Source organism: Methanocella sp. MCL-LM, assembly GCF_049676595.1.
GTDB lineage: Archaea > Halobacteriota > Methanocellia > Methanocellales > Methanocellaceae > Methanocella_A.
The window spans coordinates 1543636-1564025 of record NZ_CP187259.1 but is presented as its reverse complement, the minus strand read 5'-3'; the positions used below and the strand labels follow the sequence as shown (position 1 = coordinate 1564025).

Genomic DNA, 20390 nt, shown 5'->3' with positions numbered 1-20390 from the left:
TTAGCTCACCTACCTATTTCTTATCCTCTTTCTTTGCGGCTCCGCCCTGTTCGCCCTTCTTACGGACGACACCTACGGTTGCTCCAGTCCTGCCTGTGGACTTAGTCCTCTGGCCTCTGACCTTCTGGCCGCGCTCGTGCCTGATCCCCTTGTAGCTGCGGATCTTCTTCATTATGTTGATGTCTTCCTTGACACCCAGCGTGAGGTCGACACCGAAGAGGTGCTTGTCTTCACCGGTGTAGATGTCCCTGCGCCTGTTAAGCATCCAGACGGGAACGTTTGCCTCGAGGTTGTCAATTACAGCCCTGAGCTTGTCGACCTGCTCGGGCGCGAGGTAACCCATCGTTGCGTGGGGGTCGACCTGCGCCTGGCGTGCGACGATCTTAGAAATGCGGTTGCCGACGCCCTTGATGCCGGTCAGCGCAAACTCTACGGTCTGCGTACCGTCAAGGTCGGTGTTAGCGATACGGACGATGTACTTGATTTCGTCCTTTGGCTTCTCTTCAGCGGCCGGCTTCTTGCCCTTGCCGCCCTTCTTGGCTGCCTCGTCTGCAGGTGCGCCCTCGGTGGGCTTTGCGGCCTGCTTCTTGCCGCCCTTCTTGGCGGGTGCAGCCTCGGCAGATGCCGTTTCGACGGTCTCCTCTGCCTTCTTCTGCTTCTTTTCAGTCTTATCGGTCTTTTCGCTCATTGAATCAGCTCCATTGTTCTCTCCTATTCGTAGTGCGTCTTTAGATACCACGTGCTCGTGGTAGTGCCGATCGTATGCCGGCACGGCACTGACTGTTCCATCTAAAACACCGATAGAATGAACAAATGTCAACTATCCTAATGCATTTTATTATATAAAGTTTTGCGTGAATTGAGGCCGGCTTCGCCGGTTTGATCACACAGGTATAAACTGGCCTGCAGGATGATATACCCTCCGATGCTCGCCATTCGCCTGAAATTCTAGTATTGTAATTGCAATTCTGACCATAACGGTTATAGCGGATATTAATTAATTCTATTCTATAAGCTACGCCCTGATCGCTCGGGCCGGGATAGATATGATCGGTTTGTTCAGCAAAGGAAAATACAGCGGCCAGAATTCTGCACCCCAGCACGAGCCAGTGCAGGAGAAAAAGGCGCAGCCGGCCCCCCAGGCCCAGCCAAAGGCTGTCACTCGCAGCGTCACCCAGAGCGATGCTGCCGGTTTCTACGATTTTCAGAAGCAGGTGTTCACAGTCAAAGCCGAAGTGATCGCCGCCATCAACAACATGGACAAGCAGGGAGCGATCGACAAGCTAATCCTGCTCTCCAACCTGTCTGCCACGGCAATCTATAATCATAATCTGAGGGAAATCGTCGTGGTCGACGAGGCGATCTCCGACATCAAGAGGACGATAGACGCCAAGCTGGCCTCGCTGAAAAGTACCAGCAGTGGCAAAATATCCCCGGAGGCCGAGTACTATACTCTGATCAGGCTGAGCATGATTCCAGTTTGCTCGATGCTCAACGTCATCGACACCCACACCTCGACTGCGATCTCCCAGGCCAACGAGGAGATCGACGGAAAAATCCAGGAGCTCCAGCGCTTCCTCGTCGAGTACGAGACCCAGCTTGTCAAGGGCGAGGGAAAAAAAGCAAAGAAGTAAGGCTTCAGGCTTTACTTACTTACTTACTTAAACTCTTTTAAGGTCATCAACAAAGGCAGCCCTGCCAGTACTAACACCAGTACATTGACACCTACGTTGAAGTATGCCCCCGTGTAGACGGACATGAAGGTGTCTATGACAAACCACAGGACGACACCAGCGGCTATCGCATCCCTGGACCATTTTTCCTTTTTACCGAACGGGCCATTCACTATAAAGGCCAGTGTCAAGCCCCAGCCGGCCATGGTGGCTCCCAGCATGCCATAGGCCCAGAGAGTAAACCGCTGTATGCTCTCGTCCGGTCCAGTGCCTGGCCAGAAAGTCCCGTTGACGAGGGTGTTGAAGACGACAAATACCGGTGACCAGCTCAGCAAAGCGATCACCAGGCCGAAGAAAATAATGATGCCACTTACGGCCAGCAGCCACTTCTGCCAGAAACTAAAAGATACCATAATATCAACCGCTACTTGTTGACCCTGAGGATAATAAGCGTTACCTTGCACGTCAGGGCTTCAAGGTCTTTAAGACCCTGCAGGGGTTACCTGCAGCAACTACGTTGTCTGGAATATTTTTGGTAACCACGCTGCCCGCCCCGAGGGTCGTATTGCTCCCGACGGTAACGCCGGGCAAGATGATGACGCCGCCGCCGATCCAGACGTTATCGCCGATCGTCACAGGCGCCGCCAGCTCACGGCCCGACATCCGGACGGCCGGGTCTGTCGGATGATACGCAGTATAAATCTGCACGTACGGCGCCATTAGCACGTTATCGCCGATAGTAACCTTGTTACAGTCCAGGATTACGCAGCCGAAGTTCACGTAGAATTTGCGGCCGGCGAAGATGTTGTAGCCGTAGTCGCAGTAAAAGGGCGGCTCGATCTCGTGGTCTGGACCAAGACTGCCGAAGAGGTCTTGCAGGATTTGAGAGCGCTTCGCAGCAAGATCGGGCATAGTAGAGTTGTAAGAGTGCAGAAGCTTCCGGGCCCGCAACCGATCGGCGACCAGCTCCGGGTCAGAGGCAAGGTAGAGTTCGCCGGCGAGCATTTTCTGTTTCTCGTTCATTAAAACATCTATGGATGGCCGCGATTATAAATGTTAGAAAGGTATTTTAGAAAATTAGTTTTAGGCGCCGGGGAGGAGACTTGAACTCCTGAGAGATTTGCACCTCACAAGCTTTCCAGGCTTGCGCCTTACCACTAGACTACCCCGGCAAAAAGTTACCGTGTGCAACTTTCAACGGCCACGCCGCAAAATTGCAACACTACTACACAATTCTACCATATAACTTTTTTCTTTGAGAGGCCCTTTGGGCCTCAGAGAGCAGATGACTATTTCGCCTCTTTCTTCTTCCACGCGGACGGGTATATGCCCGGTTTCATGACTACTGCGACGGTATCAAGAGCCTGGCCCTCTTTCGCGCTCATGAGCTCGTCCGTGGTCATGAGGGCACGGCCGATAGAGACGACTTCGCCCACGTGGGTGAAGACGGCGGCCATGTCGCCCTTGTTGATGCCTGTTTCTAGCTGGCTGATGCCCTGGACGTGTAACGATGCGCCCCTTGCGAGGGCGTCTACGGCACTGTCCTTGACGATGATCTTCGGCAGGTGCCTCAGCGCATATTCCATCGGGTAAACGCACTTGCGGAGGGGCTTTTCGTCGCCGGTCTCCTGGTATATCGTGTAAGCATCCTTGAGCATGTGCAGCGTAATTAAAGAGTCGTCCTCGGTGAACGGGCCGCTCCTTGTCCGGCGCAGCTCGTACATGTGGGCGCCGCAGCCGATGGCTTCGCCGAGGTCGTGGCAGAGCTTCCGGATGTAGGTGCCGGCCTCGCAGCCGACGATGAAGAGCACGTCCCGGCCATCCTGCTCCAGAAACTCGATATAGTAAATGCTCCTTTTGCGGACCTGCCTCTTGACGGCGCTGACGAGGGGCGGGCGCTGGTAGATCACTCCCACGAACTCGTTCATGACCGCCCGGAGCTTTTTCTCCGGCACGTCCTCGTGGAGGCGCATTACGCAGGCATATTCCTTGCCCGATAAGAGTAATGTTTGCACCAGCCTGGTAGCGTCGCCGAGCATAGTGGGCAATACACCCGTAACGTGGGGGTCAAGGGTGCCGCTGTGGCCTGCCCGCCTGATCTCCAGAATATTCTTGACCCAGGAGACCACTTCGTGGCTGGTGGGACCGGAGGGCTTGTCGAGGTTGATGACGCCCTGGTCCATAAGTTCTTTGATAGTGCGGGTCTGCGGGTCCTTACCGTAGCCCTGCGCTTTGTCTTTCGACTTGATCAGCCGTTCCCGCTTCGTCTCGCCCGGTTGCTTCATGCTTTCTTCAACTCGTCAATGGCCTTGAAAATGATCGAGGATACGCCTTTGGCGTCCCACTTAGACGTGTCTATGACCAGATCATAGCACGATAAGTCTGTTAGATCGATATCGTAATATTTCTTATACCTGGAAAGCTCGCACATCTCCCGGGCGTGCGTCTCGTCGTAAGCCCGGTGGACCTGGATGTTTTCCCTGTTGGCGATGCGCTCGGCGCGGATGCGCAGCGGAGTCTTGAGCCATATCCGCATCTCAGCTTCGATGGTTCTGCCCGCTAACCGGCCTTCGACGAGGGCATTGGGAAACTGTTTGGACAGCTCCTTCTGCCGCTGGTCGATGGCCAGATCGATGGAAGGATCGTTTTCTGCGAGTTTGCCGAATTCCTCGAGCGTCATGCCCCGTTCGGCTGCCAGCTTGCGGAACTGCTCGCCCGCGGAGATGATGACGAAGCCGTACTTGGCCGCGAGCTCTTTTGCCACCGAGGTCTTGCCCGATCCCGGCTGGCCGCTGAGAGTGATAATCATACGCCTACCCCCACGTTAATTGCTTTTCTTATAACCTGGCTGATGGCCAGCGAACAGATGATAGACCAGACGATCCAGTACTGGAAGATGAACCCGACGCCATCGAGCATCTTCTGCTCGCCCCAGAAGGGGAACACCATAGTCATGTCCGGGTTGTTGGTCAGGAACCAGAACATCCAGAAGAACAGAGGCACCGAAATGATCATGAGGAAGCCCATAGGCTTCAGCTGCTGTTTCGAAAGCTGGGTCTGGTCCTCCATCATCGAAAGCTGCTCTTCCTGCAGCTTTTTGAGCTTGTGCTTGTTACCGGACAGCTGGGCTTCCTTGTACTCCTTCTGGTAGGCCCGGCTGCGGATGCTCATGCGCTGCATGAGTTCCCAGTCCATGGTGTACTTCTGGATGAACGTGGAGATCAAAGTCACGATGGCGGCGATAACCAGCACCACCATGTAAAAGGGCAGCATGGCAGCTACGGGTCCGACGACGACGTTGACGGCGCCTGCGACTACGGGCCGGAACTCGTTGGCGAAGAAGATAGAGCCCAGCATGATGGCAAAGCCGACAACCAGCAAGATTGTCTGAAGTGTATCCAGGAAACTATTCTTTTTCTTCTTGCAATTAGTGCTGGCCGCTTTACTGGCTTCCTCCACAAAAATCACCTGTAAATATAAGGCAGCCTAATGCCCGGCTGCCAATAATGGATATTATGAAGAGATGCCAACGTTAAAAGCCTTTCGTATGACCTGGCTGATAGCCATAGAGCAGATGATCGACCAGATGATCCAGTACTGGAAGACGAAGAACGCCCCGTCCAGCATCTTTTTCTCTCCCCAGAAGGGGAACACCATGGTAAGATCGGGGTGGTTGCCCAGGTACCAGAAGGCCCAGAAGAACAGGGGCACCGAAATGATCATGAGGAAGCCCATAGGCTTCAGCTGCTGTTTGGACATCGCAGTCTGATCCTCCAGCATAGCCATCTGTTCCTGCTGCAGCTTTTCCAGCCTCTTCTTGTCTCCGGCGAGCTGCGCTTCCCGGTATTCCTTCTGCAGCGCCCGGCCCTTATCCTGGACTCTTCGCATGAGATCCCAGTCCATCGTGTACTTCTGGATGAAGTTGGCAAAGAAAGTGACAATTGCGGCGACGACCAGCACCACGATGTAAAAAGGCATCATGTCAGCTACAGGGCCGACTACTACGTTGACAGCTCCAGCCACCACTGGCCTGAACTCGTTTACGAAGAAGATAGAGCCCAGCAGAATAGCAAAGCCGATACCCAGTATGATCAGTTGAATAGTGTCCATTAAACTTCTCTTCTTTTTCTCAGCCATGTAATAAAACCCCTAAAACGTGAAACAGTCCGGGTGCCGGATATGAATATAATAAAGTGGCTTAGGATTAAAAGCCTTTCGAGCATTAAAAAAGATCGTAAGTGCACATTGAAAAAGATAGCCTATCATCTGTAATAGAGCTCTGTAATTAGAAAAAAGGTTAAGAAAAAGGAGCCCTTAAGCCATGTCGGCTAACATCGACCTGATGTCAGCTGTGACTTCGTCGATCTCCTTTTCCCCGTCTATGTCGATCAGGATGTTTTTCTTCTTGTAGTACTCAAGCACGGGCTGGGTCTGCCTGACGTAGACGTTCAGCCTGTTCTTGATGGCCGCTTCCTGATCGTCGGCACGCTGGTAGAGTTCTCCACCGCATGCATCGCAGATGTCCTTCGCCTTCGGAGGGTTGAACACTACGTGATAGGAGGCGCCGCATGACCTGCAGATCCGCCGGCCCGATAGCCGGCGAACAAGCTCTCCTGAGCCAACATCTATGTTGATGACTCCATCCAGATTCTTGTTGATATCATCCAGAATCTCGTCGAGGGCTTCGGCCTGAGGGATGGTCCTCGGGAAGCCGTCGAGCAGGAAGCCCTTCCGGCAGTCAGGCTGGGACAGCCGATCCTTGATCAGGTCTATGAGAAGATTGTCCGGGACCAGTTCGCCTTTGTCCATGTAGGACTTGGCTTTGAGGCCCAGTGCGGTGCCTTTTTTCACGTTCTCCCTCAGGATATCTCCGGTGGAGATGTGAGGGACGTTAAGCTCTTCAGACAAAAATTTGGCCTGGGTGCCTTTGCCGGCACCCGGTGGGCCAAACAGGACAAACTGCATGTTACCTTACTCCTCTCCGAGGAATTTACGCATGAGCGGGTGCATCTCCATGAGCTGTTCGCTCGCCAGCTTCTCGTAGAGCTGGTAGGTGATGCTGACTGCCAGTAGCATACCGGTACCGCTGACTGCGCCAAGGATACCGAACAGGCTCGACAGGAGGGTCAGGAAGCCGACGAAGGCGCCTCCGATGACCGTCACCTTGGGGATGTACCTGGATACTACTTTCTCGATGACCTGCTCGTTTCTCCTGAAGCCGGGGATCTGCATGCCGCTCTTCTGGATCTGCCTCGCGACACGGGACGAGCCCATGCCGGTCGTCTCCACCCAGAAGATGGCGAACAGGATGCCGCCTGCGATCAGGATGAAAGCGTCCATGAAGACGTGCAGGCCGATCTGCCAGAGCTGGATACCCGGGTAGTTGAGCGCCGCCAGCTGGGGCACCCAGTCGGACAGGCCGTTGATCGGGTTGATGTAGAACATCAGACCGCTCGTCGGCTGGTTGTACTGGTTGTACGTGCCCAGGTACGGGAACCCGTTACGGTATAGCAGCAAGCCCACCATTTCAACGGTGGCCTGGAGCGACCTTACCAGGATCATCGGCAGGACCGATGCGTAGATGAGTTTTACAGGGAACTTGCCCCTTGCGCCTCTGACGGCTGCGTGAGCCAGCGGGATTTCGATCCTCGTGGACTCGACGTACACGATCAGCAGGAAGATGATGACTGTGGCTAACAAAGCCAGTATTTCGCCCTGGTATAGCAGGACGATCAGGTTCTCGCCCGTGAGGAGCTGAGAAAGCCCGATGTTGTTCAGCAGCCACTCCCAGCGGAAGATGATGCCTATGGGAAGGTTTTCTCTCGCGCCGAGGTTGGCGATGTTGACGTTCAGGCCCATTGCCTGGCCGGGATAGGGCGGATTCCAGTTGAAGATGCCGCCGACCAGCGCCTGGGCGATACCTGCGACGATGAATAAGCTGACACCACTCCCGATACCCCACTTGGACACGATTTCATCCATGTAAAGTATCAGTACGCCACCTAAGGCAACCTGCGCGAATATCAGAAGCTGGATGATACCCGTGCTGACGCCCAGAGTGGCAGCAATGGCAGGATCGGGGAGCAGGAAGCCTCCGTAGATTTGCGGAAGCGCCTCCACTACGATCATCACGAAAACCATCAGCTTTTGGAGCCCCTGGAAGATGGCCTGGTCCTTCGGGTCCGTGGTATCGAGTGGTAGCAGTTCAGCGCCTACAAGCAACTGTAGGACGATGGACGCCATGACTATGGGGCCGATACCCAGCAAGATGATCGAACCCTGCGCTCCGGCGAAGTACGCACGGTAAGCGCCCAGAAGGTCCTGGGACGCAGCGCTGAGCCCGAACACCGAAATGTTGGACAATACGAAGTATAGTACCAGAATTCCCAGCGTCCAGATCAGCTTCTTCTGGAAATGGACATGCTTTTCCGGCCGTTTAACGGCCGGAAGCTTGCTGAGGAACGGTGCGATTCGATCTTTTAATCCCGTCTCTGCCATTTTGACACCTTATTCGATTTACGCAGTCTCTGTCTCGGTTATGATCTGTCCGCCTAGCTCTTCAACTTTTGCCTTGGCCGTTGCGGACGCGGTGCCAACCGTGATGACGTACTTGCGGGTTACCTGGCCGTTGCCCAGCAGCTTGTCGATGCCGAGGTCGTCCAGGTTGATCGCTAAGCCGCCGTCTTTCTCCTCGGCGAGCTTGTTCTCGGCGAGGTAGAGAGCCAGCTCGTCCAGTTCACCGATGTTGATGAACGAGACTGCCTGCTGAGTCACGGGGGGCCTGGTGAAGCCGTGCTTGCCGAACATCCAGCCTTCCTTCATTGCGCGGAAGGTGTGGTGCTTGCATGCGCCTGCGTGGCCGCGGCCACCGCGGCTTCCGCCGCCACGGCGGTTCTTGTGCGTGCCGCCGCCGCAGGTCCGGGAACCCCTGTAAGACTTATTCTTTTGCTTGGCCATTGTAATCACCTCATCTGCTCGACGAGAGATACGATCTCTTCGCCGTAGTTACCCAGCGCGCCGCCCTGCTGGTAGGTGCGCTTGAGTCCCTTGTGTCCCTTGCGAGGCGGGTGCATTCTGAAGACGGGCTTGAGGCCGGGCATGTCACCCAGCTTAGCCTTGCCTTCTACAACCGCTGCCGCGAACTCCGCGATTGTCTTGAAAGAGGAGTTCTTCGCTACATACTCGTCGGTCAGCCTGTCGCCGCCCTCGAGCCTGCCACGGTGCTCCATGATCATGGCCAGCGTGTCGGCTTTAATGACGCCGAAGGCCACGTAGTCCTTGACTACCTGGATCATGCCCTTGTAGACCGGGTTCTCCTCGACGACCACACAGTGGTTGATCTGGTTGAGGCGGAGCATCTTGAGCGTGTCCTTGATCTCGGGCCTGGTGTTGACGGAGCCCTTCAGACGAATAATTACGTACATTACTGGGCCTCCTGCTGTCTGGTCCTTACGGTCGTGGTGTTCTCCAGCGCGTTGTAGGTTGCGAGCGCGAAGTTGATCGTGGTCCTGGTCTCGCCCTCGGTCCTGCTCCAGACGTCCTTGTATCCGGCCATCTCGAGCACTTTCTTGGCGGGGCCGCCGGCCGCGAGGCCGAGGCCTCTCGGTGCCGGGATGAGAACGACTTTCAGCGAGCCGGCTCTGCCCTCTACCTGCGAGGGTACGGTGTGGGTGAGCCCACAGCCGCATTCCCAGGAACCGCAGCCACGGTTGACTTTCATGATGTTCAGCTTGGCGTTCTCGATTGCCTTGCGGATAGCGGGGCCTACCTGGACACCCTTGCCCTGGGCCAGGCCGACGTAGCCGTTACCGTTGCCGACGACTACGGTGGTTCTGAACTTCACACGCCTGCCGGAGTCGGTCATTCTCTGTACCATGCTGATGTCGAGAACCTCATCCACTAAGTCAGGGAGGAGGGCGTCGACGATCTGGTATTCCTTGATAGGTAGCCCGGTCTCTAAGGCCTCGTCCATGGTCGTGATTTTACCTTCGGCGACCATTTTGCCGAGCCGGGTCTTGGGGACCCAGGCTTCCTGCTGTCTCTGATATGGTGCTGCCATTTTACTTCGCTCCGTACTGGCTGGTGATCTTACCCTTCACTTCGTCGAAGTGAGCCGGCAGGTCTGCAGCCTTGAGGCCATTCTTCTCGTACTGCGTGTACTTGCTGGCAGTGTTGCCTGCAATGTGCTCTCCCCGAATCCTCTCGTCGGAGGGGAAGACGTCCTCGCTGCACGGTACTTCGAGGCCGGAGTCGACTGCGCCCTTGAGGGTTGCGTAGACTCTCGACCCTGCACGGTTCTCCCTGAGCCCAATGTCCAGGATGGCCTCTTCAACTCCGGCTTCCTGCGCCTTGTACCCGATCAGAAGACCGGTCAGGTACGCTGCACTGGTGTTCTTGCCAGAGCCCTTGTAGCCAAAGGTCTTGGCCAGCTCGGCGGAGGATGCCGCTGCGAGGACTTTGTCGCCCTCGGGCCTGGTGACCAGGATCTGTGCGATGACCTGATTGGTGGTCCTGCGCACTACGAGCCTGGGCTTGCGGGATACGATGAGCTTGAGCCTCTGGTGGTAATCGGTCTTACCTTCCCTGCGGCGTCTGAAGGCTACCTTGTATCGTGGTCCGGTTGCCATGTTTTACACCTCTTTCTTCTGCGCTGCCGCGTATGCTATGTACGACTTCAGGTGCGCTACGTTCCTGAACTCGCCGCCCTTTGCCTTGCGGTAGAGGGTCCTGTATGTGTGCGGCGTTAATTCTTTGCTTTCACGGAGGCTCTTGAGCAGCTTTCTCTGTGCCCTGATCCTCTTCATCCACGTTTCCTTCTTCGGAGTCCTGGCACCCTTCGCGCCTCTCCTGCTGCCGTGGCCCTTACCGTGGCCCTTGGCACGCTTCAGGTCGCGAGCGCGAGCCCTGCCGCGGCTGATGCCGACGACGGCTCTGCGCTTGATGGTTCCGGCCTCGATTAAGCCGCGGATGTCTTCACGGGTGATCGCAGTGGCGATGTCCTCGAGCTTGGCCGGGTCCATCCACACACGAGTCTGGCCTACGTTAAGGATAGCTGCAGCCAGCCTTTTCTGGTTTGCTAAGTCTACCATTTACTGCGCCCCCTCGAAAGTGTTGAGCGGATTGAGAACCTTGATGTTCTGCTCTTTGGCAAGCTTCTCGATCTCGAGCTGCTTCTTCTTGCCTACGGTGCCGCCGATGCGGATGGCCTGGGTCTTGGTGATGCCCTTGACATCCTCGGGCCTGTAGACCAGGACTTCCTGGTAACCGGACGGGTGGAAGCCGTTGACTGCAACCGGGGAACCGAAGCCGATCTTGACCTTGGCGCCCTTGGCCTTCTTGCCGCGCCTGAACTGGGCGTGGTGACCTCTGGGCCTTCTCCAGCTGGGGTCCAGCTTGATCTTCTTGTGAGAGTCGATCCTGTTGAACGACGGAAGCGAAGCCTTGTTGGACTTCCTGGCTGCGAGCAGCCTCTTAGTCTCCGGGTCAAGCTCTAAGTTGGAAGGCTCGACGGGCCTTGCGACCGGCCTTGGCTTTGCCGAAGGCGCGGCAGCCTTAATGGCCTCCTTGCGGGTGCCCTTAAGCTTCTTGGACTCAGCAGTCTTCTCTTCGGCCTTGGTCTCTGCCTTGGCTTCGACGGGGGCCTGCTCGACCTGCTCTTCCTTAGTAGCCTTCTTGGAGGGCTTCTTGGTAGTAGTTGCGTCGGCAGCCTTCTTTTCGGCCGTCTTCTTTACTGCTTTCTTCTTATCGTCTGCCATTGTGATCACGCCTTCGTTGTGATGTATATACCATCCTGGAACACCCTCGGGTCTCTCTTCCGGATCCGGCAGGCCTGCTCGATGTTTGCGGCAGTCTGGCCGAGTTCCTCTTTGTTGACACCCGTGAGGACGAGCTTGTCGCCCTGGACGACGACCTTAGTCTCGCCGACGATGTTTGCCAAGCGAGCCTTGCGCTCGCCCAGGAAGTTCCCGATCGTTACTTTGTCCTTGCCTTCGACCTTCACCTGAATCGGGAAGTGAGCGTAGACAATCTTCATGTGGTACTCGTAGCCCTCGGATACGCCCGTCACCATGTTCTTGATGTGAGATGCATAGGTGCCGACGGTGGCCTTGGTCTGCTTGTCGTCCTTGCTGGTCTCGACAATGACCTTGCCTGCGTCAGCCTTGACGGTGATACCCGGGAACCTGAATTCTCGGGATATCTGCCCCTTCTGACCCTTAGTGGTCAGAGTTGCACCGCTTACAGTGACGGTTACACCCTGGGGAACTGCGATTTCTCTTACTTTTTCTGCTGCCATAATATCCCTCGTGCTTAGTAGACGTAAGCCAGGATTTCGCCGCCGATACCCATCTTAGCTGCGTCGTAGTGAGACATGACGCCCTTAGAGGTGGTTAATATCAGCGTGCCGAAGTTCCTCGCGGGGAGATACCTCTTCTCCCACTTCTCCATCTCGGTCTTGCCGACGGCGAACCGCGGCTTAACGACACCGCACTTGTTGATCTTTCCGATAAGCTTTACTTTCAATTGGCCCGCCTTGCCGTTGTCGACAAACTCGAACTCACCGACGTAGCCCTGGTCCTGCATGACCTTGAGCACGTTGCCGATGATTTTGGAGGCGGGGTCTAATACGCAATCCGTCTTGCCGGTTGCTTCGGCGTTCTTGATGACGGAGAGTGCGTTTGCCAGTGGATCCATTAAAACCATGATCTCGACCTCACTCGTATTTTACGAACCCCATGTCGTGGGCAATCTCTCTGAAGCACTGACGGCATACGTACACGCCATACTTCCGAACGAGACCCTGCTTGCGGCCGCACCTGCGACACACGTTAGCACCGGATCCGAACTTTTTGCCGCTCTTCTCCATTTACTTGACCTCCACGCCATAGTTCTTGGACACGTAAGCGATCGAGTCATCCTTGGTCAGCTTGTGGCCGGACGGGATCTTCTGCTGCTGGACTTTCCTGCGCTTGATCCTGTAGCCGGGCCTCTCCACGGAGACGATAACATCCATGCCATAGATGCCGATCTCGGGGTCGTATTCCATACCCGGGAAATCGGTGTGTTCCTCAATGCCGAAGGCGAAGTTGCCGTTGCTGTCGAACTTGCCGGCGTCGATGGAGTTCTCCATGATGCCCAGCGCAGTCTTCAGGAACTTGTCAGCGTTGTCGCCACGCAGCGTAACTTTGCAGCCGATGGACTCGCCCTTCTTGATGCCGAACCCGGGAAGGGTCCTCTTGGCGACGGTCCTGACGGGCTTCTGGCCGGTGATCTTTTCCATGATCATTTCGGCGTTGTTCAGCTTCTTACCCGACTCGCCCACGTTCATGTGGACGGTGACCTTCTCGACCCTGGGAGTAAACATAGCGTTGTCGCTCATGCCTTAACCCCCTGTACTGCGGGGTTGTCCTTGCCGATGACGAACACGTAGTTCTCGATGGTCTCGAACTCGCCCTGGGCGGTGGTGATGACCACGGTGTTCGGGGAGCTGCTGCGGACGACCTTGATCTCCTTGACCTTGCCGATCTCGCCGGAGTGCTTGCCTTCGGTGACCATGACAAGGCTGCCTACTGCGTAGGTGAAGTGCTGGTCGATCTTTCTCTCGGGTACCTTGATGATGATGGAATCCTTCGTCTTGTAGTCGTTGGACGCGATCATCGTGGTGCCGTCGTGCAGGTTGAGCTGGATCTTGCCGCCCTTGACAGCGGTCTTGTTGACGATCTTGCAGATCTTGGCCGCTGCATCGGTGACCGGCGCGAGGTGGAACTTGCCGTCCCCGCCGATGACCATGCGGTAGTTGGCGTTGATCGCCGGGATGGAGACAGTGTCGAACATGCCGACAGTGTACCTGTAGTCCTTGCGAATCTTGCCGTCAACCAGAACCTTGCCTTCGTGCAGAATCTGCTTGATTTCCTTGCTCTTGTCAGCGACCTTCAGCAGGTCCCTGAGCACGACTACGAGAGGCATGCCGCGCTCCTCAGAGTGTGCTCCCGGCATGGGCTTTGCGACCCACTTGGAAGTCTTACGGGTGATAGGCCACGCGCGCGGTGCCGCGACCCTCTTTAAATGATTGCCACACATATTATTTCCTCTCCAGTGATGCGACTCTCTTCGGGTCGTCCAGGACCAGCTTGGTGATCATCAGGTTGGACGGGTGGAGGGGCCTTGCCTCTTCCTTGCCATCTGCCCTGGCCACGGATACGCCTTCGACGACGACCTTCTCTCTCTTCACATCGATCTCGCGGACCTTACCCTCGGTGCCGGCAGCGTCGCCTCTCATGACTTTGACGGTGTCGCCGACTACCACGCGGGCAGTCCTGCCATACTTCTTGCTGAGCTCTTCGCTGAGCCTCGCATTGATGAAGCTGCTGCGGACGTGCTGGGGAGCCTCGTATCTAAACTTTCTCTGCTTTCTCGGCTGTGATGAAGTAACCATAACGCACACCTCATACAATGATCGTGGCGGTGGAGCCAATCTTGGCGTACCGCTCGGCGACCTCTCTGGCCACCGGGCCCTTGATCTCAGTGCCCTTCGGGTCGTTGTTGTCGTCTACCAGGACGCAGGCGTTGTCCTCGAACGAGACACGTAAGCCACTCGGCCTGCGGTACTCCTTCTTCTGCCTGATCACGACACAGCGTACGATCGTCTTCCTCATCTCAGGGGTGCCCTTCTTGACGGAGCCGATGAAGATGTCACCGATGCCTGCTTTGGGCATACGGTTCTTCCTGCCCCTGTATTTCAGGACGGAGATGACCTCAACCAGCCTTGCGCCGGTGTTGTCAGCAACCTCGAGCCTTGTTGCGGTGTGGACGGACCTTGGGATCTTTGCCTTAATTGCTCTCATGTCCAGCCACCTCTACCACTACGAAGGTCTTGGTCTTGGAGAGCGGCCTGCACTCGGCAATGACCACTTTGTCGCCCTCTTTTGCGTTGATGCAGGGCGGGTTGTGGGCATGGAGCTTAGACCTCCTCTTCTCGTACCTGTCATACTTCAGGTCACGCTTTAAGTACTCACGGGACACCACGACAGACTTGCTCATCTTGGCAGAGACAACGGTGCCCTCGAGCAACTGTCCCCTGACGGCCAGCTGGCCGTGGAACGGACAGTGCGGGTCGTTGCACTCAGTCTGGGGTGCCTTCACGTTTAGTCCAATATCTTTCGCCATTTCTATTCCTCTTTTATTGCGGGGTTAACCGGAAGACCGGTCACTTCCCTTTCCGCTTCTTCTTAGGGATGCGGTTTTCAGGTTGTGATAGTAATAAGTCCCCTCTGACACGGACACGCCGGCCGTCGGGAAGCGTGAACACGAAGGAGCAGCACGACTTAGGGACTTTCGCATCGTGCTTCCCCGTATTGATGATGATCATGTTCCGCGTCTCATCGACCACTTTGCCGGAAAGGATGTAAGGAGGTGTTTCCACCTCGACTTCCAGTCCTACCAGCTCATGGTAGATAAGATTGTCCGGCGCTATGTCCATATCACAACCCCTGCGCTCAGATTTATATTTTTCCTCTGTTAGAGCAGGGGTCCCCCTGCGCTCAGATTTATATTTTTCCTCCGGGCAGGGGTTATTTGACGTCGATCGACTCTGAAGCATAACCAATCGATTCCAGGATTTCTCTCACTTTTTCTTTGTGATCGCCCTGGAGCTCGATGGTTTGCTGCTTGATGGTCCCGCCGCAGGCGCACTTGGCCTTCAGGAGGCTCGAAAGCTCCTTCAGGTCAATGCTCTTGTCGTCGATACCATCGATGATCGTCGCCATCTTACCGAAGCGTCTCTTGTCAGTCGTTATTCGGACTCGCTGGGACTCCTTGACAATTTCCTCGCATACGCAAAGGTCCTCGGGGAGGCCACACTTGTCACAGACGGACAATTTACTGCTTCTCCTCCTTCTTCTCCTTGCGGATAGTCAGGATGCGAGCGATGGTCCGGCGGAGTTCCCGGATCCTTCCCGGGTTCTCCGGCGCACCGCCGGTCGCGGAGATCGCGTGCTGCTTCAGAAGGTCGTTGCGCAGGTCCTTGAGCTGCTTGTCAAGGTCCTTGTCGCTCATGCCACGGATGTCCTTAGCTCTGAGAATCGCCATCGGTCTTCACCACCTTTTTCTTCGGCTGCTTCTTCGCGGCTGCCTTTGCATCGCCCTCGGGCTTTGCTGCCTCGGCGGCCTCGGACTCGGCGATGATCTTCTCGACCTCTGCCGCGGTAGACTCGGCCTGGGCCGGGACTGCTGCTGCCTCCTTAGCGGGCTCGGTGCCTGCGGCCGGAGACTTCTTCTCGGCCGGGGCGGGAGCTGCTACCTGGACAGTCTCGATAGTGATCTTGTCCGGGAGCACTGCCTCGGGGGGCATAATCCTGACTTTTACGCCGATGATACCTAACTTCTTCTTGGCCCTGGCGTAGCCAACGTCTACGAGCTCTTCGACAGGCTTGCCGCAGTGCTTGATGTAGCCCGCGATGAACTTCTCGCGGCGCTTCCTCGCACCAGTCAGCTTGCCTGCGATGATGACTTCGCAGCCCATGGCTCCGGCGTCCATGATCCTCTGCAGGGTGGACTGTCCGGCCTTACGGAAGTACCAGCCTCTCTCGAGAGCGTTGGCCAGCCTGGTCGCCATCATCTGGGCGTTCAGCTCAGGCTTCTTGACTTCCTGCACATCGATCTGCGGGTTGTCCATCTTGAACCGCATGTCCATTTCCTTGGTGTACCTGCGGATGGACTTGCCGGCCTTTCCGATGATCATTCCCGGCTTCTCGGCCTTGAGGGTGATCTGAGTGCCCATAGGGGTCCTGTTGATCTCCATGCCGCCGTAGCCGGCGCGCTCGAGCTTCTCCAGGAAGTACTCGTCGACCATGGCCTTCTTGAAGCCCTCTTGTACGAATTTCTTCTCAATCGCCAATCTAACGCACCTCTCCAATAACTACCTCTACCGTCACGAGTTCGATGTTCCATGCGGTAGCCCTGCCCATTGCACGGGGCATGATGCCCTGAATCACACGGCCCTTCTTGGAGGTCGAGTGGATGATGCGCATGTCCTCGGTGTCGAGGCCCTTGTACTCTGCGTTCGCTTCCGCGTGCTTGATGAGCTTCAGGATCTCGGTGCTTGCCTTGACCGGGTACCGGCCGCTTGGCCAGCCGGTCTGGTGGCGCTTGTGGCCGACGTTCCTGGCGTGCTGCTTGAAGGGCACCGACTGCTTCTTGTCGATGACGTCCTGCAGGTAAGTCTTGGCCGCGCTGACCTTCATTCCGCGGATCTGCCTGCAGATTTCCTGGCAGTGCTTGGGCGAGACGTTGATCTCGTAGGCCATCGCCTTGGCGGTGGTGGCCGGGTCAAATTCTGCTGTATATCCAACTTTCGACATCTACGTCACTCCTTATTTCAGCGGCACGTACTTGCTGCCTCTGGTTGCACCGATACCTGCCGAACCGTGCGACACGCTGTGGCGGGTCAGCGCAAATTCGCCCAGGTAGTGCCCGACCATCTCGGGCGTGGTTTCGACTGCCTTCCATTCCTTGCCGGTGTGGATCTCGAAGGTAACGCCGACCATTTCCGGGAGAATGATCATGTCCCTCAGGTGGGTCTTGATCGTGGTTTCTCCGGCCTTGACGGCATCGAGCAGCTTCTGGTGCTCTTCTCCGAACTCCCTCTTGATCTTCCGCCTCTGACGGGCGGGAAGAAGCGCTGCGACCTGGTTCATGTCCAGCTTCTTCATCTCGGCAATGGTTAAGCCCCTGTAGGTGAACTCTTCCTTCCTCTTCGGGAGCCTGCCAGACTGCTTTGACTGTTTAGATACCATAATTACATCTCCTCGTTTAGTGGCCTACGCCAGTCCTTCTCGCTGCGATGCTCCCTACCTTCCTGCCGGGCGGGGTGTTCCTGCTGACAGTCTTGGGCCTGCCGGGGTGCTGCCTGCCGCCGCCACCGAACGGGTGGTCGACTGCGTTCATGGCTACACCACGGACAACCGGCCACTTGGTAGCCTTGTTGGCCATCTTGTACCACTTGTTGCCTGCGCGAACGAAGGGCTTCTCAGTCCTGCCGCCGCCTGCAACTACTCCGATGGTCGCCCTGCACTTCGGGTTGAGCCTCTTGATCTCGCCCGAAGGCATCTGGACTACGGTCTTCTTAGCTTCGTGAGCTACGATGATTGCGTAGACGCCCGACGAGCGTGCGAACGCGCCGCCGTCGCCCGGCTGCGACTCGATGTTGCAGATGGCGCAGCCTTCCGGGATCTCGCTCAGGGGGAGCGTGTTGCCCGCCTTGATCTCCGCCGAGATGCCGCAGGCGATCTTGTCGCCGACGCCGACACCCTCGGGGGCCAGAATGAGCCTCTCTTCACCGTTGCCGAACTTGACGCGGATGATGGGGCAGTTCCTGGCTGTGTCGTGTACTACCTCGGTGATGATACCCTCGATGGTCTCGTCGCCGAAGGTCTTGATGTGCTCCAGGTTCGCCTTGAACCTGCTAGAGGTGGCCCGGTACGTCGGGGTGCCCTTACCTCTGTTTTGTGACATTAATCGCTTTCCCATAATCAAACCTCCAAAACGGGTTTAGAACACTCCGAGACGGCTGGCGATCTCATCAGCGCGGTTCTCAGCACTGAGGGTAACTACAGCCTTCTTGCCTCCACGTGCGGTGATCTGGGTCGTGACCTTGACAACCTTCACGTTGTACATTTCCTCGATGGCCTTCTTGATCTGGGGTTTGGTGGCCCTCATGTCGACCATGAACTGGAGCGTGTTGTTCTTGTCCAGGGACAGGGTCGCCTTTTCTGTGATGAACGGGTACTTGATGATCATTCTTCGCCAGCCTCCGTAAGAAGCTTCATGGCGCCCTCGGTCCACAGCGTCAGGCGGCCTGCCTGGGTGCCCGGTGCGAGCATTTCGACGTTCAGCTCATCCAGAGTTGCGACGTCGACGCCCGGGATGTTCCTGGCGGCGAGCTTGATGCCGTTGTCCTCGGCGATGACGACGAGAAGGCCGATCTTCTTCTTGTACTGCCTGCCCCTCATCTTGCCCTTGCCTGCCCTGACAGTCTTCTGCTTGGACCTTGCGAGGTCTGCCGCGAAGCCGAGTGCGGATAAGAGCTCTACTACTTCACTGGTCTTCTTCATCGACTCGATCTCGCCGTCGACCACTACGGGCAGAGCGCCCTCGTACTTGTAGCCGCGAGCCTTGACGAGCTCGGGGTTGGTGGTGGCTGCGACAGCAGAGCGGATTGCCTTGAGGCGCTCCTTGTCGTTGATCTTTTCAGCGTAGATCCTGAACGGGTTGGGTCCGTGAGCTGCACGGCCGCCCCTTGCGTGGGGAACTACTGCTGCACGGCTGCCGTTAGCCAGCCTGGGCACGTGTGCTGCGCCTCTGCCGCTACCCCAGGAGTGCTTCTTTGCTGAGGAGAGCGTGCCTGCGGTCCTGTCCGGGCCGTAAGGCTGCAGCCTGTTTGCCTGCGCTGCGAGCACCGCTTTCTTGATGATGTCCGGCCTGTACTCCTCGTTGAAGACGGCGGGAACAGTGATTGCGGACTTGTTGCCGGATTTGCTTAAGATTTTAGCTTCCATCTTGGGTTCCTCCAGATTAGCCCTGCTTCGACTGAGTGCTCATGTACGTGACCTCAGGTGCCTGCTTCGGCATGTTCTTGGGCCTTACTGCGGGTCTGATCCTGACCATCCTCTTGACAGGTCCGGGGATGCTGCCCTTCAGCATGACGTAGTCGTTCTTGAGGAAACCGTAGTGCAGGAAGCCGCCTGCGGGGGTGACCTCTTCGACCTTGTCGCCCATCTTGATGATCCTCTTGTTGTACTCGGTCCTCTGGTGGTAACCAGTCTGACCCAGCTGCGGGACCTGCCACCTGATGCGGTGCGGGTTCCATGGGCCGAGGTTACCGACGTGCCTCTTCTTGCCAGTGCGGGCGTGCTTCCTCTTCTGGATAGCGATACCCCACCTGACGACCGGACCCTGGGTACCGAAACCCTTGGTGATAGCCGAGACGTCGACTAACTCGCCGGGTGCAAAGACATCCTTGATGTTGACTGCCTTGCCCATGAGCGACTTCGCGAACTCTAACCTCTTCGCCATGTCGCCGCCTGCGATCCGGTTCTCCATGAGCTCGGGTACCTTCTTGGGGATACCGGAGACTTCAGAAGTAAGCGTTACAGTCATGACCCGGAGGTCTGCGACTACACCCTTCTTGACGAGCTCTGCGATCTTGGCGAGCTGCTCGTCAGTCTTGTAGCCGTTCTTCGGGAGGTTGGTGAGCGACTCTAACATCTTGAGGTCGCTGGTCCATGCCTCGCCGATGACCTTCTTGCCGTAGGGGCTGTCATCGTAGACACGAATGCCTGCTACGTGCATAGCGGGTGCTTCGACGATTGTGACCGGAACGGAGATCTCCATACCCTCGGTCGTGCTGTGCGGCCTGTCATCCACCATGACGATGTGAGACATTCCGGCCTTGAATCCGACAAATCCCTGAATCTTTGGCTGGTCGCCAAGCTCTGCCCAGTTTCTCATCTTGGGCTTCTGGCTTCGCGCCCTTACCCTCGGGCTGTACCCGAGAGAACCACGCCTTGGTGCGTGTGCGTGTCCCATTTTAGATTTTCCTCCTATGTTAGGGAATAGGCTCTGGCTTAGACATTCGCCAGGTATCTTGCTGCTACAGAGCAGATACTTACGCTGTAATACCAGTCCGCCTGCCAGGTGAAGAAGCTGGAAAAGGCCTCTTCG

General features: G+C 56.5%; 34 protein-coding genes and 1 tRNA gene. 1 reads left to right on the top strand and 34 read right to left on the bottom strand.

Annotated features, from left to right (window positions below; translation table 11 throughout):
• Positions 1-13: 13 nt before the first annotated feature.
• Positions 14-688 (bottom strand): 30S ribosomal protein S13, encoded by a 675-nt coding sequence (locus tag ACPLPM_RS07910; RefSeq protein ID WP_424359701.1) that lies wholly within the window; start codon positions 686-688, stop codon positions 14-16.
• A 358-nt stretch (positions 689-1046) separates the two neighbouring features.
• Here ACPLPM_RS07910 and ACPLPM_RS07905 point away from each other — a divergent pair, with 358 nt between their 5' ends.
• The gene (locus ACPLPM_RS07905) at positions 1047-1634 is read left to right on the top strand and encodes a hypothetical protein (protein WP_424359700.1); all 588 of its coding nucleotides are present in this window, start codon (positions 1047-1049) and stop codon (positions 1632-1634) included.
• Between the two features lie 23 nt (positions 1635-1657).
• Here the strand turns inward: ACPLPM_RS07905 and ACPLPM_RS07900 are convergent, their stop codons facing one another.
• From ACPLPM_RS07900 to ACPLPM_RS07740, 33 genes are all read right to left on the bottom strand, one after another.
• A complete protein-coding gene (locus ACPLPM_RS07900; protein WP_424359699.1) occupies positions 1658-2086 on the bottom strand; it encodes a hypothetical protein in 429 nt (142 codons plus the stop codon).
• 52 nt (positions 2087-2138) lie between these two features.
• Complete coding sequence (locus tag ACPLPM_RS07895; protein WP_424359698.1) at positions 2139-2696, bottom strand: sugar O-acetyltransferase; 558 nt, start codon at positions 2694-2696, stop codon at positions 2139-2141.
• Between the two features lie 65 nt (positions 2697-2761).
• Positions 2762-2845, bottom strand: a tRNA-Ser gene (locus ACPLPM_RS07890).
• Between the two features lie 117 nt (positions 2846-2962).
• Positions 2963-3958, bottom strand: coding sequence for an RNA-guided pseudouridylation complex pseudouridine synthase subunit Cbf5 (locus ACPLPM_RS07885; protein WP_424359697.1), 996 nt, complete (start codon positions 3956-3958; stop codon positions 2963-2965).
• Complete coding sequence (gene cmk / locus ACPLPM_RS07880) at positions 3955-4482, bottom strand: (d)CMP kinase (RefSeq protein ID WP_424359696.1); 528 nt, start codon at positions 4480-4482, stop codon at positions 3955-3957. The genes ACPLPM_RS07885 and cmk overlap by 4 nt, the downstream gene beginning before the upstream one ends.
• A complete protein-coding gene (locus ACPLPM_RS07875; RefSeq protein WP_424359695.1) occupies positions 4479-5132 on the bottom strand; it encodes a DUF106 domain-containing protein in 654 nt (217 codons plus the stop codon). Before ACPLPM_RS07875 ends, cmk begins: the two co-directional genes overlap by 4 nt.
• Before the next feature lie 54 nt (positions 5133-5186).
• On the bottom strand, positions 5187-5810 hold the full coding sequence (locus ACPLPM_RS07870) for a DUF106 domain-containing protein (protein ID WP_424359694.1): 624 nt from the start codon (positions 5808-5810) through the stop codon (positions 5187-5189).
• A gap of 177 nt (positions 5811-5987) precedes the next feature.
• Positions 5988-6638, bottom strand: coding sequence for an adenylate kinase (locus ACPLPM_RS07865; RefSeq protein WP_424359693.1), 651 nt, complete (start codon positions 6636-6638; stop codon positions 5988-5990).
• Between the two features lie 6 nt (positions 6639-6644).
• Positions 6645-8171 carry a preprotein translocase subunit SecY gene (gene secY / locus ACPLPM_RS07860; protein ID WP_424359692.1) on the bottom strand — a complete coding sequence of 509 codons (1527 nt, stop codon included), beginning with the start codon at positions 8169-8171 and terminating at the stop codon, positions 6645-6647.
• An 18-nt stretch (positions 8172-8189) separates the two neighbouring features.
• Positions 8190-8630 carry an uL15m family ribosomal protein gene (locus ACPLPM_RS07855; protein WP_424359691.1) on the bottom strand — a complete coding sequence of 147 codons (441 nt, stop codon included), beginning with the start codon at positions 8628-8630 and terminating at the stop codon, positions 8190-8192.
• A 5-nt stretch (positions 8631-8635) separates the two neighbouring features.
• Positions 8636-9097 (bottom strand): 50S ribosomal protein L30, encoded by a 462-nt coding sequence (locus ACPLPM_RS07850; protein WP_424359690.1) that lies wholly within the window; start codon positions 9095-9097, stop codon positions 8636-8638.
• A complete protein-coding gene (locus ACPLPM_RS07845; protein WP_424359689.1) occupies positions 9097-9732 on the bottom strand; it encodes a 30S ribosomal protein S5 in 636 nt (211 codons plus the stop codon). Before ACPLPM_RS07845 ends, ACPLPM_RS07850 begins: the two co-directional genes overlap by 1 nt.
• Position 9733: 1 nt before the next feature.
• Positions 9734-10300, bottom strand: a complete 567-nt coding sequence (locus tag ACPLPM_RS07840; protein WP_424359688.1) for a 50S ribosomal protein L18 — start codon at positions 10298-10300, stop codon at positions 9734-9736.
• 3 nt (positions 10301-10303) lie between these two features.
• Entirely contained in the window at positions 10304-10762 is a 459-nt protein-coding gene (locus ACPLPM_RS07835) for a 50S ribosomal protein L19e (protein WP_424359687.1), read from the bottom strand.
• A complete protein-coding gene (locus tag ACPLPM_RS07830; protein WP_424359686.1) occupies positions 10763-11428 on the bottom strand; it encodes a 50S ribosomal protein L32e in 666 nt (221 codons plus the stop codon).
• Between the two features lie 5 nt (positions 11429-11433).
• Positions 11434-11967 (bottom strand): 50S ribosomal protein L6, encoded by a 534-nt coding sequence (locus tag ACPLPM_RS07825; protein ID WP_424359685.1) that lies wholly within the window; start codon positions 11965-11967, stop codon positions 11434-11436.
• Positions 11968-11981: 14 nt separating this feature from the next.
• Complete coding sequence (locus ACPLPM_RS07820; RefSeq protein ID WP_424359684.1) at positions 11982-12374, bottom strand: 30S ribosomal protein S8; 393 nt, start codon at positions 12372-12374, stop codon at positions 11982-11984.
• A 10-nt stretch (positions 12375-12384) separates the two neighbouring features.
• Positions 12385-12537, bottom strand: a complete 153-nt coding sequence (locus ACPLPM_RS07815; protein ID WP_012034966.1) for a 30S ribosomal protein S14 — start codon at positions 12535-12537, stop codon at positions 12385-12387.
• Positions 12538-13035, bottom strand: coding sequence for a 50S ribosomal protein L5 (locus ACPLPM_RS07810; protein WP_424360051.1), 498 nt, complete (start codon positions 13033-13035; stop codon positions 12538-12540). It abuts the gene before it with no gap.
• An 11-nt stretch (positions 13036-13046) separates the two neighbouring features.
• The gene (locus ACPLPM_RS07805; protein ID WP_424359683.1) at positions 13047-13751 is read right to left on the bottom strand and encodes a 30S ribosomal protein S4e; all 705 of its coding nucleotides are present in this window, start codon (positions 13749-13751) and stop codon (positions 13047-13049) included.
• Position 13752: 1 nt separating this feature from the next.
• Positions 13753-14106 (bottom strand): 50S ribosomal protein L24, encoded by a 354-nt coding sequence (gene rplX, locus ACPLPM_RS07800; RefSeq protein WP_424359682.1) that lies wholly within the window; start codon positions 14104-14106, stop codon positions 13753-13755.
• Between the two features lie 10 nt (positions 14107-14116).
• The gene (locus ACPLPM_RS07795; protein WP_012034970.1) at positions 14117-14515 is read right to left on the bottom strand and encodes a 50S ribosomal protein L14; all 399 of its coding nucleotides are present in this window, start codon (positions 14513-14515) and stop codon (positions 14117-14119) included.
• Positions 14502-14837, bottom strand: coding sequence for a 30S ribosomal protein S17 (locus tag ACPLPM_RS07790; RefSeq protein ID WP_424359681.1), 336 nt, complete (start codon positions 14835-14837; stop codon positions 14502-14504). The genes ACPLPM_RS07795 and ACPLPM_RS07790 overlap by 14 nt, the downstream gene beginning before the upstream one ends.
• A gap of 40 nt (positions 14838-14877) precedes the next feature.
• On the bottom strand, positions 14878-15150 hold the full coding sequence (locus ACPLPM_RS07785; protein ID WP_424359680.1) for a ribonuclease P protein component 1: 273 nt from the start codon (positions 15148-15150) through the stop codon (positions 14878-14880).
• 91 nt (positions 15151-15241) lie between these two features.
• Positions 15242-15547: a stress response translation initiation inhibitor YciH gene (gene yciH, locus ACPLPM_RS07780; protein ID WP_424359679.1), complete on the bottom strand. Its 306-nt coding sequence runs from the start codon at positions 15545-15547 to the stop codon at positions 15242-15244.
• Between the two features lies 1 nt (position 15548).
• Complete coding sequence (rpmC, locus tag ACPLPM_RS07775) at positions 15549-15758, bottom strand: 50S ribosomal protein L29 (protein WP_424359678.1); 210 nt, start codon at positions 15756-15758, stop codon at positions 15549-15551.
• Positions 15739-16566: a 30S ribosomal protein S3 gene (locus ACPLPM_RS07770; RefSeq protein ID WP_424359677.1), complete on the bottom strand. Its 828-nt coding sequence runs from the start codon at positions 16564-16566 to the stop codon at positions 15739-15741. The genes rpmC and ACPLPM_RS07770 overlap by 20 nt, the downstream gene beginning before the upstream one ends.
• A gap of 1 nt (position 16567) precedes the next feature.
• Positions 16568-17029 (bottom strand): 50S ribosomal protein L22, encoded by a 462-nt coding sequence (locus ACPLPM_RS07765; protein ID WP_424359676.1) that lies wholly within the window; start codon positions 17027-17029, stop codon positions 16568-16570.
• Between the two features lie 12 nt (positions 17030-17041).
• The gene (locus tag ACPLPM_RS07760; RefSeq protein ID WP_424359675.1) at positions 17042-17464 is read right to left on the bottom strand and encodes a 30S ribosomal protein S19; all 423 of its coding nucleotides are present in this window, start codon (positions 17462-17464) and stop codon (positions 17042-17044) included.
• A 16-nt stretch (positions 17465-17480) separates the two neighbouring features.
• Complete coding sequence (locus ACPLPM_RS07755) at positions 17481-18197, bottom strand: 50S ribosomal protein L2 (protein WP_424359674.1); 717 nt, start codon at positions 18195-18197, stop codon at positions 17481-17483.
• A 21-nt stretch (positions 18198-18218) separates the two neighbouring features.
• Complete coding sequence (locus ACPLPM_RS07750; protein WP_424359673.1) at positions 18219-18467, bottom strand: 50S ribosomal protein L23; 249 nt, start codon at positions 18465-18467, stop codon at positions 18219-18221.
• A complete protein-coding gene (gene rpl4p, locus ACPLPM_RS07745) occupies positions 18464-19225 on the bottom strand; it encodes a 50S ribosomal protein L4 (protein ID WP_424359672.1) in 762 nt (253 codons plus the stop codon). Before rpl4p ends, ACPLPM_RS07750 begins: the two co-directional genes overlap by 4 nt.
• Positions 19226-19241: 16 nt before the next feature.
• On the bottom strand, positions 19242-20255 hold the full coding sequence (locus ACPLPM_RS07740) for a 50S ribosomal protein L3 (RefSeq protein WP_424359671.1): 1014 nt from the start codon (positions 20253-20255) through the stop codon (positions 19242-19244).
• Between the last annotated feature and the right edge of the window lie 135 nt (positions 20256-20390).